General features: G+C 44.7%; 12 protein-coding genes and 1 riboswitch. Of the genes, 4 read left to right on the forward strand and 8 right to left on the reverse strand.

Going from position 1 to position 14,428, the window contains the following annotated elements; genetic code table 11:
* Nucleotides 1-19 precede the first annotated feature (19 nt).
* The gene (gene gltX / locus ACFSKO_RS16980) at nucleotides 20-1,435 is read right to left on the reverse strand and encodes a glutamate--tRNA ligase (RefSeq protein ID WP_380253824.1); all 1,416 of its coding nucleotides are present in this window, start codon (nucleotides 1,433-1,435) and stop codon (nucleotides 20-22) included.
* Between the two features lie 445 nt (nucleotides 1,436-1,880).
* Nucleotides 1,881-2,360, reverse strand: coding sequence for a 6,7-dimethyl-8-ribityllumazine synthase (locus tag ACFSKO_RS16985; protein ID WP_380253826.1), 480 nt, complete (start codon nucleotides 2,358-2,360; stop codon nucleotides 1,881-1,883).
* A gap of 82 nt (nucleotides 2,361-2,442) precedes the next feature.
* Nucleotides 2,443-2,594: riboswitch (FMN riboswitch) on the reverse strand.
* A gap of 237 nt (nucleotides 2,595-2,831) precedes the next feature.
* On the opposite strand from ACFSKO_RS16985, the gene ACFSKO_RS16990 reads away from it, so the two are divergent.
* On the forward strand, nucleotides 2,832-4,913 hold the full coding sequence (locus tag ACFSKO_RS16990) for a ComEC/Rec2 family competence protein (RefSeq protein WP_380253828.1): 2,082 nt from the start codon (nucleotides 2,832-2,834) through the stop codon (nucleotides 4,911-4,913).
* A 63-nt stretch (nucleotides 4,914-4,976) separates the two neighbouring features.
* Here the strand turns inward: ACFSKO_RS16990 and lexA are convergent, their stop codons facing one another.
* The 6 genes from lexA to ACFSKO_RS17020 form a co-directional block, all read right to left on the reverse strand.
* Nucleotides 4,977-5,681: a transcriptional repressor LexA gene (lexA, locus tag ACFSKO_RS16995; RefSeq protein ID WP_380253830.1), complete on the reverse strand. Its 705-nt coding sequence runs from the start codon at nucleotides 5,679-5,681 to the stop codon at nucleotides 4,977-4,979.
* A gap of 113 nt (nucleotides 5,682-5,794) precedes the next feature.
* Nucleotides 5,795-6,991 (reverse strand): molybdopterin molybdotransferase MoeA, encoded by a 1,197-nt coding sequence (locus tag ACFSKO_RS17000; RefSeq protein WP_417458033.1) that lies wholly within the window; start codon nucleotides 6,989-6,991, stop codon nucleotides 5,795-5,797.
* Entirely contained in the window at nucleotides 6,988-7,470 is a 483-nt protein-coding gene (gene moaC, locus ACFSKO_RS17005) for a cyclic pyranopterin monophosphate synthase MoaC (RefSeq protein WP_380253832.1), read from the reverse strand. Before moaC ends, ACFSKO_RS17000 begins: the two co-directional genes overlap by 4 nt.
* Before the next feature lie 23 nt (nucleotides 7,471-7,493).
* A complete protein-coding gene (trpC, locus tag ACFSKO_RS17010) occupies nucleotides 7,494-8,288 on the reverse strand; it encodes an indole-3-glycerol phosphate synthase TrpC (protein ID WP_380253834.1) in 795 nt (264 codons plus the stop codon).
* The gene (gene trpD / locus ACFSKO_RS17015) at nucleotides 8,285-9,388 is read right to left on the reverse strand and encodes an anthranilate phosphoribosyltransferase (RefSeq protein ID WP_380253836.1); all 1,104 of its coding nucleotides are present in this window, start codon (nucleotides 9,386-9,388) and stop codon (nucleotides 8,285-8,287) included. The genes trpC and trpD overlap by 4 nt, the downstream gene beginning before the upstream one ends.
* 66 nt (nucleotides 9,389-9,454) lie before the next feature.
* Complete coding sequence (locus ACFSKO_RS17020) at nucleotides 9,455-10,018, reverse strand: anthranilate synthase component II (protein WP_380253838.1); 564 nt, start codon at nucleotides 10,016-10,018, stop codon at nucleotides 9,455-9,457.
* A gap of 208 nt (nucleotides 10,019-10,226) precedes the next feature.
* On the opposite strand from ACFSKO_RS17020, the gene ACFSKO_RS17025 reads away from it, so the two are divergent.
* From ACFSKO_RS17025 to ACFSKO_RS17035, 3 genes are all read left to right on the forward strand, one after another.
* On the forward strand, nucleotides 10,227-12,704 hold the full coding sequence (locus ACFSKO_RS17025; RefSeq protein WP_380253840.1) for a heavy metal translocating P-type ATPase: 2,478 nt from the start codon (nucleotides 10,227-10,229) through the stop codon (nucleotides 12,702-12,704).
* A gap of 4 nt (nucleotides 12,705-12,708) precedes the next feature.
* Nucleotides 12,709-13,113, forward strand: a complete 405-nt coding sequence (cueR, locus tag ACFSKO_RS17030; RefSeq protein ID WP_380253842.1) for a Cu(I)-responsive transcriptional regulator — start codon at nucleotides 12,709-12,711, stop codon at nucleotides 13,111-13,113.
* Between the two features lie 109 nt (nucleotides 13,114-13,222).
* Nucleotides 13,223-14,416 carry a divergent polysaccharide deacetylase family protein gene (locus tag ACFSKO_RS17035; protein ID WP_380253843.1) on the forward strand — a complete coding sequence of 398 codons (1,194 nt, stop codon included), beginning with the start codon at nucleotides 13,223-13,225 and terminating at the stop codon, nucleotides 14,414-14,416.
* The last annotated feature ends 12 nt before the right edge of the window (nucleotides 14,417-14,428 follow it).

The raw sequence follows: 14,428 nt of genomic DNA on the forward strand, positions 1-14,428 counted from the left end.
GTTATACTCTCTTACTTCTTTAGATTTGGTCTGTAATACGGTTAATTGATTCTTCCTTACCAAGAATCTCCATGACTTCAAATATACCTGGAGAAACATTAGAACCACTTAGTGCAGCACGAAGGGGTTGAGCTACTTTACCAAGTTTAATCTCATTTTCTTCTGCAAATGTTTTAACGGTTGTTTCCAGAATTTCTTCTTTCCACTCTGTGTGCTCTTGCAATAAAGGTAGTAAATTTTTTAAATTCTCCTTACCTTCATCCGAGAGTAGTTTTTCAGCTTTGGCATTTAAGGCTAGAGGTCTTGCTCTCACGTAGAATGCGGCACTTTCTGCAAGCTCGTTTACAGTTTTAGCGCGTTCTTTGAGACCACTCATACCCTTGATTAATCTGTTTTTGGCATCATTAGTAATGGTGATAGCCTCATCTTTCTCAATCAAAGGTGCGATGATATCTGTAAGATAAGTGTTTTCTGCATTACGGATATAGATCCCGTTCAGGTTTTCCAACTTTGCGAAGTCAAAACGGGACGGTGATTTACCGACACCACTGATATCAAACCATTCAATAGCCTGTTCAGTGGAAATAACTTCTTCATCACCGTGTCCCCAACCTAGGCGAAGTAAGTAATTTCTAAGAGCTTCTGGGAGATACCCCATTTCATCGCGATAGGCTTCTACCCCGAGTGCGCCATGACGTTTAGATAGCTTTGCGCCGTCAGCGCCGTGAATAAGGGGGATATGCGCAAATTCAGGAAGATCCCAACCCATGGCTTTGAAGAGCTGTACCTGACGGAAAGCATTTGTTAAATGATCATCGCCGCGGATAACGTGGGTAATGCCCATATCATGATCATCGACAACAACTGAAAGCATATAGGTTGGTGTGCCATCAGCTCGAAGAAGGATCATGTCGTCCAACTGTGCGTTTGCTACAGTCACGTCACCTTGTACCAAGTCCTTGATTACCGTTTCCCCATCAAGAGGCATCTTTAAGCGAACAACGGGGGCGATACCTTCTGGAGCTTCAGACGCAAGACGATCGCGCCATAGGCCATCATATTTCATAGGACGGCCTTCAGCTTTGGCTTTTTCCCTCATTTCGGTAAGCTCTTCAGGGCTACAATAACAATGGTAAGCTTTACCTTCGGCTAGTAGGTGGTTTGCAACTTCTTGATGCCTGCTCGCACCTGAAAATTGGTAAGTGATCTCATCATCATGATTTAAGCCAAGCCAATCGAGACCGTCTATTATAGCTTCAATAGCTTCTGGCGTGGATCTTTTCCTGTCAGTATCTTCTATTCGCAGGAGGTATTTTCCGCCATGATGTTGTGCAAAAAGCCAATTAAATAATGCTGTACGGGCACCGCCAATATGTAGAAATCCAGTTGGTGAGGGTGCAAAACGGGTTACAACCTGTTTCGTGGGCTGGCTCATAATGATCTTTCGTAAATCAAGAGTGTTTGGGTATTGTCTCAGTGGTGGTTGTTCATGATTTGTGGAACAAATTCAGGCCTATCTAGGAACAACAGAGACTTCTGTTTCGTCAAATGTTTAGCATATTGTCTAAGATATCGCAAATGATGTTCGTCATTTGTGCGGGTGTTGGATCGTAAAATTTACTTTGATAAAGAGAAAGTGTCGTTGTTTGTTCGTTGACGGGTCTTATGTTGGACTTGCGTCTTCATTTGGTTTTCAATTGTTATCTCTCTTTGTTGTCTGGGCTTCTTGTAACAATGGGTTAAAGCGAACTGTAAAGTTAAAGCTAGAAGAGGTCGGTGAATCAATTTTAGCTTCTTCCTAGATGAAAATATATTCATCTAGGAAATGTTTTTGTGGATATTAAGAGAGCCCTGTAACGTTTGTGCAGGGCTCTCTTTTATTACGCTGTACGGGCTATGTCTTGATGCAGAGTTGAAATCGAGAGACAGGCATCTGCAACTTCTTTGCCTTTGACCTTGAAGTGCTCAAGGAAGAAATGAAGATGTTCTTCTGAATTATGAAAGTGGTGTGGAGTCAATATGGCGCTTAGTACCGGAATGTCAGTATCCATTTGTGCCTGCATCATACCTGAAATTACGGTTTGTGAGACAAAGTCGTGGCGGTATATGCCGCCATCAACGACAAAGGCTGTCCCAACAATCGCAGAAAAACGTCCTGTCTTTGCAAGCTTCTTTGCGACCAGAGGAATTTCCAAGGCACCGGGGACATCAAATATTTCAACCCTGGCCAATCCATTGGATTGTTTTTCAATTTCGCTTAAGAATGCTTTTCGACAATTGCCAACGATATCGCTGTGCCACTGTGCTTGAATAAAAGCAAAGTGCATGTCTTGATACTTACTATTAGAATTCTGATTCATCGATTTTTCCAATCAAACACAAAACGAGAATCAGGGCGCACGTAATGGTATAACCTCAACAATCTCAGTTGAGGTTTCGCCACTCCGTTCTCTACCATCCGGACTATAACCGTCGGCCGTGGAATCTCACCATGTCTGCTGACCCTTTCAGATGAAAGCTGAAAGGCGCTCGCGGGCTTAAGCCAAAAGGCTATTACCGCCGGTGGGGATTTTCACCCCGCCCCGAGAACATGTCTTTATCAATAAAAGACGGGTTCTTATTATCCGATGATGACGTGAATTTCTACAAATAATTTCGATGGTCATACAAATGGTCATACAAAGAGTGAATATAATTGGGATATGAGTGCTAAATACTAGTTTTAGTTGTTATTTATATCTCAATTATATTCAATGTATTTTTGTAGTAAATCTGATAGTGGAAGGAATGGACTGATAAGTTGGGTACATTTCAATTTGTATATGAAGTCAATGATTGAGGACGAAAGATCGCGGCTGCTCAACTGGATCCCTGTCTTTTTTGGGCTAGGAATTGCTCTATACTTTTCATTACCATTCGAACCAAATATTTATCTTGTCTCGACCCTGAGTTTAACCCTTTGGCTTTGTACGATCATTGGCCGGTATAGTAAGATCTTGGGGGAAAATGCTTGGCTGCCTCTACTTATTGTTAGTTTAGTTTTATCAGAGGTCAGTCTTGCTACATATCGTTCGGATACAGTTCAAGCACCTGTGTTGAGTTATGAAATTGGCCCCCGGATGATTGAGGGCTCTATTCTTTCCATTGAACCTTCATCTCCCGGGCAGCGCTATGTTTTAGGTAACTTGGATCGTAAAGGTTTTAAAAATCAAACAGTCCCCAAATACATTCGATTAAGATCGAACATCCGACAAAATGAAATCGAGGTAGGAGACCGTATACGGGCGCGGGTCATCGTAAAGCCACCATCTCAACCAGTCTATCCTTCTGGATTTAACTTTGCACGTTATGCTTATTATAAACAAATTGGTGGAGTTGGTTATATTTGGGGGAGGGTCGAAAGCATTAGAAGCAACACCAAGGATTTATCGAACATTGATCTTTTTTGGAATGGCCTGAGAAACGATTTGGTTCAAAGGATTGAAACCCATTTACATGGAGATGCACGCGATTTAGCCATTACATTCTTAACGGGGCAAAAGGGAGGAATTTCCAATAAGGCGAGAAATGATATACGTCAGTCGGGATTGGCGCATCTTCTCGCAATCTCCGGGTTACATATGGGATTAGTTGCGGGAATAATATTCTTTACGCTTCGTTTTTTCATGGCATGTGTGCCAGTTCTGGCTTTGAACTATCCGATAAAGAAAATCTCAGCCTTTGTGACGTTCATTATTTGTTTTGGATATTTGGCGCTGATTGGTATGCCGCTATCGGCACAGCGTGCTTTTATGATGGCGGGGGTATCTCTTTTCGCGATTATCCTCGATAGGCAGGCGATTTCTATGAGGACGGTGTCTGTTGCGGCATTGGTTCTACTTATTTTAACACCAGAAGTTTTAATATCAGCGAGCTTTCATCTGTCGTTTGCTGCAGTTATCGCTTTGGTCGCCGTTTTTGAATATTATAACAAGCTGGAAAGAGGAAGATCGTTTCTCGAAAGAGTTATAAGTGGGCTGAAGGTTACGGTTCTTTGCTCTCTGATTGCTTCTTTGGCGACAGCACCATTTGTTTTATATCATTTTCACAGTTTACCTCTTTATGGAATTTTAGCCAATTTAGTAGCTGTTCCTTTTACTGCACTTGTTCTTATGCCTTTGGTACTGCTCAGTTATGTCTTGATACCCTTTGGTTTAGAAGGTTTATCACTGACCCCTTTGGGGTGGGCATTCGAGTTTTTACTATTGCTTGCAGATTGGGTTTCCGCAATTCCAAATGGGGAGGTAAAGGCACCAAACTTTCCTGTTGGCTATCTTGCTCTGGTGTCTACAGGGGGATTGTGGATGTGCCTGATAAAAAATAAGATGCGCTTCTTGGGGAGCTTACCAATTTTAGTCTTTGTGCTCGTTGTTACTTTTACCGAACGGCGTCAGGATATTTTGATTGATGGTAAAACTGGATTGATTGCTATTCGTATTGATAATGAACTCTTTACAAATCACACCAGAAAGGCGCGTTTCATATCAAAAGTCTGGCAACAAAATTTAGCGATAGATCATACCAGAAACTGGCGCGAGCTGCCTGAAAGTATTTTTCGTTGTGACGAGAATGCTTGTCTATATAGGGCAGGAGGGAAAACGATATCTTTTATTAAAAGAGGAAACGCCTTTGCCGAAGATTGTACTAAAGCAGATTATATTATTACGGCCTTAAAAGCCCCTGGGTGGTGTCAGGGAAAAGAGCATCTCGTTATTGATTATTGGGACTTAAGAAAAAAAGGTGTTCACAGTATTACGCTCTTGCCTTTAGGTGCGTCTTCCGTGCAGCCGACGACTTCGCATTCAGAAACCCGTGTTAAGTTCAAAGTCGTGAATGTGTATAAGAACGAAGGGACAAGACCCTGGGTGCGATAATTTGGTATTTTACTTAGTAAACTAATTTATTAAAAATGTAGTTCAATATATTGATATTATTTGTTAATGATAGTTTCTAAGTAGTCCAACAAGTTTCCCTTGAACCTGAACGCGATCAGCATCATAAACTTTGGTTTCATAAGATGGGTTTGCGGGTTCTAGTTCAATCTTGCCGCTTTGGCGTCTGACATGTTTAAGAGTTGCTTCCGTATTGTCGACAAAGGCGACGCCGATCTGACCATTCTCGATAACATCACAGCGTTGAATCAGAACAGTATCACCATCCAAAATGCCAGCTTCTATCATTGAATCTCCTTCAACAATGAGGGCGTAATGATCCCCTTTGCCAATGAGGCCCATGGGTACATCAACATACGAAGATGGATCGTTTAAGGCTTCTATAGGCGTACCAGCAGCAATTTTGCCGTAAAGAGGAAGGTGTACGCTTTCATTTTCTGATAGAGATTGATTGGCTGCTTGGATGCCTGAGGATAGCAGAGGATTATTGCTTGATGTTTGATCTGAATTTCTTATTTGGGGAACGGGTCCAAGATCTTCTGGTAGGCGAAGGATTTCAACGGCACGGGCACGGTGGGCCAGGCGGCGGATAAAGCCACGCTCTTCCAGAGCTGTCACCAGCCGATGGATGCCGGATTTTGACTTTAGACTCAACGCGTCTTTCATTTCGTCAAAAGACGGAGAAACTCCTGTGCGGGACAGATGATCCCGAATATACAATAGAAGCTCACGTTGTTTCTTGGTCAGCATCGAAAATCCCCCGAATAATATCGCGTTTTGTCAGTAGAACAAAACAAAAACATATCTTTTGTTCTACTTTGGTTCTCTTAAGGGGTCAAGGCCAAAATGTGATTGAAAAGAGCTTAAAGCCGGATAATTTCAACTTCACAATCTTTTTTAATTGCTGGTGCAAAAGGGGCGCGAATGAGAAGGCAATCTGCTTTGCGTAATAAATTAAGCATTGCACTGTCTTGGCGACTAAAGGGTGTTGCAAGTAATTGCCCTTTATCATTTGTCGTAAGTTGTGCGCGTAAATAGTCCTGACGTTTATCGTTTTCGCCAAGATCATTTGCCAGTATCGCTCGTTCTCTTCTTTGAGAGTATGGGTCTTGTCCGGTCATTTTCCAAAGAGCAGGGCGTGCAAAAATATAGGCACAGACCAAGGTTGAGACCGGATTTCCGGGAAGGCCAATCATGGGGGTGTTGCCCAGTTTCCCAAAAATAAGAGGCTTACCCGGGCGCATGGCAATACGCCAAAAATCGATTTCCAATCCTTGTTTGCCGAGCACGGAACGAACAAGGTCGTGATCACCAACGGACGCCCCGCCCGTAGTAAGAAGCAGGTCAGCGCCTTCTGCGCCTCTGGCCATGGTTGAGAGAGCTTCGCCATCGTCAGGAGCAATGCCCAAGGAAATAGGTTCTCCTCCACATTCACGTACAAAAGACATGAGTGCCGTCGTGTTGGAGCTGATGATTTGGTTCGGGCCTGGTGTTTCTCCGGGGAGAACAATTTCATTTCCTGTGGCCAGGATCGCTACGCGGGGTTTACGATATACTTCCAACCAAGGGTGGTTCATGGCTGCAGCCAAGGCAAGATCTCTGGCCGTTAAGATTGTTCCTTTTTCAAGGCCAACCTGGCCTTCTTTGAAATCAAGGCCCGCCGGACGGATATAGCGTCCGGCACTTTCGCTCTGGTTTACAGTAACCTGATCACCTTGTTGTTGGGTGTTTTCTTGTATTACGATGCAATCGGCCCCCTGTGGCACCGGGCCACCAGTGAATATTCTAACGGCTTCACCAACTTTTAGACACTGATCATAACTTCCCCCGGCAGGGGATTCACCGAGCACGGTTAACTGAGCGGGTATGGTTGCAATATCTGCGGACCTGACAGCGTAGCCATCCATGGCGGATACATCTGTTGGTGGTTGGGTCAGACGGGCCTTGATGTCTTTAGCGAGGACGCGCCCTAAGGCGTCGTGCAGAGAAACGGTTTCAGGAGATAATTGGGTAAACCCAGCAAGAATTCTCTCTAAAGCTTCTTCAACCGATAACATCATTTTGCCTCGTAAGTGCCAGATTTACCACCAGTTTTCTTTACCAGGCGGACGTCTGTAATTTGAATGCCTTTATCAACGGCTTTACACATATCGTAAATAGTCAAAGCGGCAACAGAGACGGCTGTGAGCGCTTCCATCTCGACCCCGGTTTGTCCGGTTAGCTTGCAGGTACCAATTACATCAATGGCATTTTCATCCGGGTGCAGTTCGAAATCGACTTTGACGGATGTCAGCATTAAGGGGTGGCAGAGCGGGATGAGTTCGGGTGTTTTTTTTGCTCCCATAATACCAGCCAGACGCGCGACGGAGAGAACATCTCCTTTTTTAAAACCACCTTCTTGGATCAACTTCATGGTTTCGGGTTGAAGGAGAACACGTCCCATCGCGGTTGCGCTCCGCGTCGTCTCTTTTTTATCAGAGACGTCGACCATGACAGCTTTACCTTCTTTGTCGAAATGTGTGAACGTGCTGCCAGACATCTGCTTATTTCTTTCGTTTATGCTTATTGGGCCAACAGTGATTTAGTTGCGGCTGCGACATCTTCCTGACGCATAAGAGATTCGCCAATGAGGAACGTTGTCGCACCCGTTGCTTTCATACGTTTGAGGTCATCTGGTGTATAAAGGCCACTTTCGGCGATAAGTAACTTATCAGACGGTACCATCCGGGATAATTCTTCGGTTGTTGCAATATCGACTTTCAGTGTTTTTAAATTCCGGTTATTAATCCCGAGAAGAGGGGATTTAAGATGTTTAAGTGCGCGCTCGAGTTCTTCTGCGTTGTGAACTTCGACCAGCACATCCATGCCGTGTTCAAAAGCAAGGGCCTCTAGGTCGCGGGCTTGTTCGTTTGTAAGGGCAGCCATAATCAGCAATATACAATCAGCACCAAGGGCGCGAGATTCCACGATTTGATATGGTTCTAACATGAAGTCTTTGCGAAGAGCGGGTAGATCAACCGCAGATCTTGCTTCCAGCAGGTATTGATCTGCACCCTGAAAATAAGGCTCATCTGTTAAGACTGACAAACAGGTGGCACCACCTGCCTTATATGCTTTGGCCAAGGAGGAAGGATCAAAGTCTGCGCGGATCAAACCTTTGCTTGGAGAGGCTTTTTTGATTTCACTGATCAAGCCGTAGAGACCTTGATCGTATTTTGCTTTAAGGGCGCGATAAAAGCCGCGCGGAGCATTCTGATTGCGTGTCTGTTCTTCCAAGGCAGCCAGAGAGGTGGTTTCTTTGCGTGCTTTTACGAAAGCTAGTTTATCATCACAGATACGTTTTAGAACATCGCTCATGATGGTGAACCCTCATTTGTAAGTGACACAAGGCCGTCAAGTTTTGCCAAGGCAGCACCGCTGTCGATCGCTTTAGCTGCAATTACGGCTGCCTCTTTAAGGTCGTCTGTAATGCCTGCGACGATCAAGGCGCCGGCTGAATTTAAAATAACTGCGTTACGATAGGCATTTTTCTCTCCGCCAAGCATAGATCTCATGGCCTTGGCGTTAAACTCGGCATCTCCGCCAATAATTTCTTCGATCGGGGATCTTTCTAATCCGGCCATCTCTGGAATTATCTCAAAGTTGTGAACACGTCCTTGATCTAACTCAGATATGAAACTTAATCCCGAAATAGAGAGTTCATCCAAACCTTCTGCGCCATGAACGACCCAGGCTTTTTCATGCCCGAGAGCCTTGAGAACATTTGCTATAGGTTCAACCAGATCACGACTGTATACGCCCATAATCTGACGAGTTACTTTACATGGATTGGACAGAGGCCCGAGGACATTGAAAATGGTGCGTGTAGCGAGCTCTGCGCGGGTTGGGCCGACATGTCTCATTGCTGAGTGATAAAGCGGAGCTGCGAGGAAGCAGGTGCCATTTGACACAAGCGCGTGCTCAACCGCTTCGACGCTTGCTTCCAGGCCAATTCCGAGAGCGCCAAGGACGTCAGATGCACCGCTTTTTGACGAAGCAGCACGATTACCATGTTTGGCAACGGTTACCCCTGTGGCAGCAACAACAAATGCTGTGGCGGTTGAAACATTGAGCGTGCCTTTGGCGTCGCCACCCGTGCCGCAAACATCAATAGCGCCTTTAGGGGCTTTGACCGTCAGCATTTTACTGCGCATGGCGCGTGCCGCACCTGTAATCTCATCGACGGTTTCTCCGCGTACGCGCAAGGACATAAGCAAGCCTGCCACCTGTGAAGGAGTCGCTTCGCCTGTCATGAGAAGGTCAAAGGCCTGTTCTGCTTGTTTGGCAGACAAGCTATTTCCTTCTGCTGTGTAGGCAATAAAAAATTTAATGTCGCTTAATTCCGAAGGATGGGAACTCGCCGCAGAACTCACAGCAGAATTTGATGTAGAGCTCGAGGCAGAATTGGAACTAGACATGGAGAGCGGCTCCCTTATGACAAACCCTGTTTTGCTAAAGCTTATCGCAGCTTTAAAGGTTATTTATTATATAGTGAGAAAGTTCTTTAAAAGATCGTGCCCTTTTTCAGAAGCGATACTCTCAGGATGGAATTGTACGCCATGAACCGCGAGATCCTTGTGTTGTAACCCCATGATCACCCCATCATCTGTCCAAGCTGTCACTTCAAGACAATCAGGCATACTCTCGGGAGCAATGGTCAATGAATGATAGCGCGTGACGGTTAAAGGATCTGGTAATCCTTTGAAAACACTTTTGCCGTTATGGCGTATTGCACTGGTTTTACCGTGCATTGGCGTTGGCGCCCTGACAACTTTAGCCCCAAATGCTTGACCAATAGATTGATGGCCGAGGCAAACGCCGAGTACAGGAATTCTTTCGGCAACTCGTTCAACGAGTTCCAAACAAATACCTGCGGAAGAGGGATCGCAAGGACCCGGAGAGATAACAATTCTTTCAGGATTCATATCGAGAATCTCATCGACAGAAATCTGATCGTTACGCTCGACAGATATGGTCGCGCCGAGTTCCCCCAGAAAATGGTAGAGGTTATAGGTAAAGCTATCATAGTTGTCGATGAGTAGTAACATATCGGCACGCGGGCTTTCGCATAAGTGAGTAATGTAAAAAATTTAGAAAGTTATAGCAGTAAGGTGAAGGCGAAGAAATAAAGAAAACTGTGATTTTTGAGTGATTCTGATTTCTCTTTCTGTTTTTCTGCTTTTACAGCTTGACCTTCTAGTAACTGGAAACTCCATATTAAACTTAACCGAGGTAATTGGGTGAGTAAGTGAAGAGATGTCTGAAGCAATTGAATTAACCATTGATGGTATGAGTTGTGCTGGATGTGTAGGATCTGTCAGTAAGGCGTTAAAGTCTGTTAAAGGTGTCCTTGACGCCGTGCCGGACCTTATGAGTAATACGGCAATTGTCACATCCGATGGCACGGTTGAAGGCGCGGACCTAGTGAAAGCATTATCCGCCAAGGGATATAAAGCAAAGGTTGTTAACCCGATTTCAGTATCAACAATGTTGACACCTGGAGAGAAGCTGATTGATTTAAGTATCAAAGGCATGACCTGTGCCGGCTGTGTCAGTTCAATTGAAAAAGCGATTGCGCAAGTGCCCGGCGTGCTTAGCAGTTCAGTCGATTTGATGAACGGTGCGGCAAGGATTCATCTGAATGAGGACGTCGATGATCTCAATTCAGTTGAGCATCAACTCATTATCAAAATTTCTGAGTCTGGTTATGAAGCCATTGCTCTGGATAATGACGTTTTGGCAATTTCGGGATTGTCCGAGAAAGAGAGACAGACTAAATCCTTTAGAATCTTCATTGTTTCAATGATGTTAACTATTCCATTGGTTGGGCAAATGATCGTGATGCCTTTTGGCATAGATTTAACTATTCCACCATTGTTTCAATTTTTTCTTGCTCTTCCTGTTCAAGTTGTTGCCGGAGCCCGTTTTTACAAGGGAGTCTGGCATGCTTTTCGCTATGGGAAAAGTAATATGGATACCCTTGTTGCAATCGGTACAACAGCAGCTTTTGGCCTGTCGATGGCGGTTATGCTTGGCGATAGAACTGAATGGCTCTCTTGGTCTTCCCATATTGCACACAGCCTTTATTTCGAAGCCTCCGCTGCAGTTATTACGCTTGTTCTACTTGGGAAAATTCTTGAAGAGCGCGCGAAGGGAAAAACGAATGAAGCTCTGTTGGCTTTAATGAAGCTACAGCCTTCCGTCGCTATCATTGAGCGTGATGGGAAACAGCAGGAAATCCCCGCGAGTAAAGTCCAAGACGGCGATATTGTTATCGTGCGACCGGGAGATTTGATTTCAGTCGACGGTATTATTATGTCGGGCCATAGCCAGATTGATGAAGCAATGGTTACGGGTGAATCAATGCCTGTCACCCGAAATGTAGGCGACCTGTTGATTGGTGGTACTATTAATGGTGAGGGCTTGTTGCGGGTCAAGCCAACAACCTTGGGAAAAGATTCTAAACTTTCTCAGATTATCGAGCAGGTTAAATCGGCAAGAACAAGTAAACCCCGGATACAAAAACTCGTCGATCGGGTGAGTGCGATTTTTGTACCTGTTGTATTGGTGATAGCACTGGCAACTTTTTTATCCTGGTTGTTTATCGGGGGGGCTTGCTTTGAAACGGCCATTATAAATGCGGTTACGGTCCTTGTGATTGCTTGCCCTTGTGCTCTTGGTTTAGCTACTCCGACAGCGATTATGGTTGGGAGCGGCCAGGCTGCGAAAATGGGGATATTGATTAAAAATGCTGATGCTATTGATGGGTTGGCGAGTGCTACAACGGTGATATTTGATAAAACAGGGACGTTAACTTCCGGTCGACCAGAAGTATTTGGTAGTCTGTTCGAAGATGAGGGATCTCGCGCACAGGCTTTGGCGTTGGCAGCTGGACTTTCGCAAGATAGCTCACATCCTCTTTCCAAGGCTATTTCCAACTTTGCACAAAGTAACACGGTCCACCCCATTGAAGTTGAAAACTCACGGGCAATCCCGGGCCTTGGTGTGAAAGGCGAATCTCAAAAGGGTGAACTCTTTATGGGCAGTGCGAAGTTAATGGATAATGAAGGCGCAAAAATGACTGAATTTCAGGATTTTGCAGAACGAACAGGACAAGAAGGAGCAACCCACGTTTGGCTGGCTGAAAAATCAGGGGATGAAATCAGAGTGCGGGCTGTTTTTGCCTTAAAAGACAAAATCAGACCTCAGTCTTATAAAGCTATTAAGGCGTTAAAGGCTGATGGACTAAAAGTCATCATGTTAAGTGGAGATCAGAAGTCTGCAGCTGATATGGTTGCCAAGGAGTTAGGCATTGATCATGTGCAGGCAAATCTGTTACCCGCAGATAAGTTATCGCACCTGAAAGAACTCCATGCTCGGGGTGAGAAGGTCGTCATGGTTGGTGATGGTATCAATGATGCGCCAGCACTTGCTGGCGCGGACGTCGGCTTAGCCATGGGTGACGGTACAGATGTAGCGATTAGCTCTGCCGATGCTTCTTTGACCGTAAGTGATCCCTATCTCGTGTATAAAACAATCCGTACTGGGCGCCTTATCCGTCAAAAGATAGCGCAAAACCTACTTGGTGCTTTTGTGTATAATGTGATTGGTATTCCATTAGCTGCGTCAGGAATGCTGAACCCCGTTTTGGCTGGGGTCGCAATGGCTCTAAGTTCTGTTACTGTTATGACAAGTTCACTCTCTCTCTATTCTTCTTTGAAACGGATAGACTAAGATCATGAAAATAGGACAAGTTGCGAGCAAATCAGGCCTGCCTGCGAAGACAATTCGTTATTACGAATCAATCGGCCTAATCGACCCAGCCGGAAGAACATCTTCCGGCTATAGGGCTTATGAGGAAAAAGACATACAAACACTTCGTTTTATCCAAAGATCGAGAAGCCTTGGTTTTTCTATTAGTGAAGTATCTGCTTTGTTAACGCTTTGGAATGATCGCAATAGAGCAAGCGCTCAGGTGAAAGAGCTTGCGAGACGTCATGTGACGGAAATTGATCGTAAAATTACCGAGTTACAATCAATGAAAGATACTTTGAGCGATCTTATAGACAAGTGTCAGGGTGACCATCGTCCGGATTGTCCGATCTTGAATGATTTTGCGCGAACGAGTGGCAAGAATAAGTGATAAATTGGCTTATGACTTATTTTTTTGTTATTTCCGGGAGGGGTTGAGTTTCTTCTATCAACTTATGTACTGCTGATATACATATGGACCCTCATTAACGAGCGGATTCATGTCAAATAAAAGTAAATCAAAATCTGGAAAATTAAAATCCTCCCCAAGTAAGGGCCGATCTCATACTGGAAGTTTATTTATTGTTGCTGGTTTTGTATTTTTTCTCGCGATAACAATTGCCTCGCTTCTGGTTTTTCAGCGCAGTGATAACGATCTGGCTGTAGTAAAATCACCTGCAAAACAAACTCAAGAACAGGCAAGGGCAGAGGCGCTGGAAGCGGCGCCTGCAAATCGACCGCACCCAGTAAATCTCGGTGATATTTCTATTGATGATACGGTCATTGTTGAAGGCGCCGAGACCGAGGTTGTTAAGTTACCGCCGAATGTAACGCTTTCTGAGCCTCAAAAGACAGTAACAAAGCCTCCATCCAAAAAAAATCCGTCTCGCAAACAAACCGCAACAAAGAATATCCAGACGGAAGTTCCTAAGCCGAGTACACAAGAGAGGCAGATTGCCTCACTTCCGCCACCCGATAACCCGGGAGAACAAAAGTATGTTTGGAGACGGCCCGAGCGCCCTATGATCGCAATTGTACTTGATGATGTTGGGGTTAACAGAACAGGGGCTGAGCTTGCCATAGAGTTACCGAGTGCGATAACGCTATCCTTTATGACTTATGCCCCAGATGTTCAAAAAATGACCAAGGCTGCGCAGAAAAAAGGACATGAGCTTATGTTGCATGTACCAATGGAACCTTTGGGGAGTGCTGATCCTGGTCCTCAAGCACTTCTTACTGAGCTTTCGGATGAAGAAATTTTATCTCGTCTGGAATGGGGGATGGTGCAGTTTGATGGTTATATCGGTATCAACAACCACATGGGTAGTAAATTCACGGGGTGGGAACGTGGTATGCAGGTTGTGATGCAGCGGATTGAAAAGACAGATTATTTCTTTATGGACTCACGAACTTCTCCTCGGAGTGTCGCGGCGCAGACAGCTTCTTTACTTGGTGTTCCCGTTCTTGAGCGGGATACCTTTATCGATAACGATTACCAGAATACACATAAAATAGAATCCCAGTTAGAATTAACTGAAAAAATAGCTATCAAAAACGGTCATGCCATTGCCATTGGGCATCCGCACAGGACAACCGTTAAAGTGTTGCATGAATGGGTTAAGTCAGCAGAAAGCCGTGGATTTGATATTGTCCCCATCTCAAAAATTTTAACACTAAAAAAGCCGGTAGAGTAAATCTCTAACCGG

This window comes from Kiloniella antarctica, from assembly GCF_042682825.1.
GTDB lineage: Bacteria > Pseudomonadota > Alphaproteobacteria > Kiloniellales > Kiloniellaceae > Kiloniella > Kiloniella antarctica.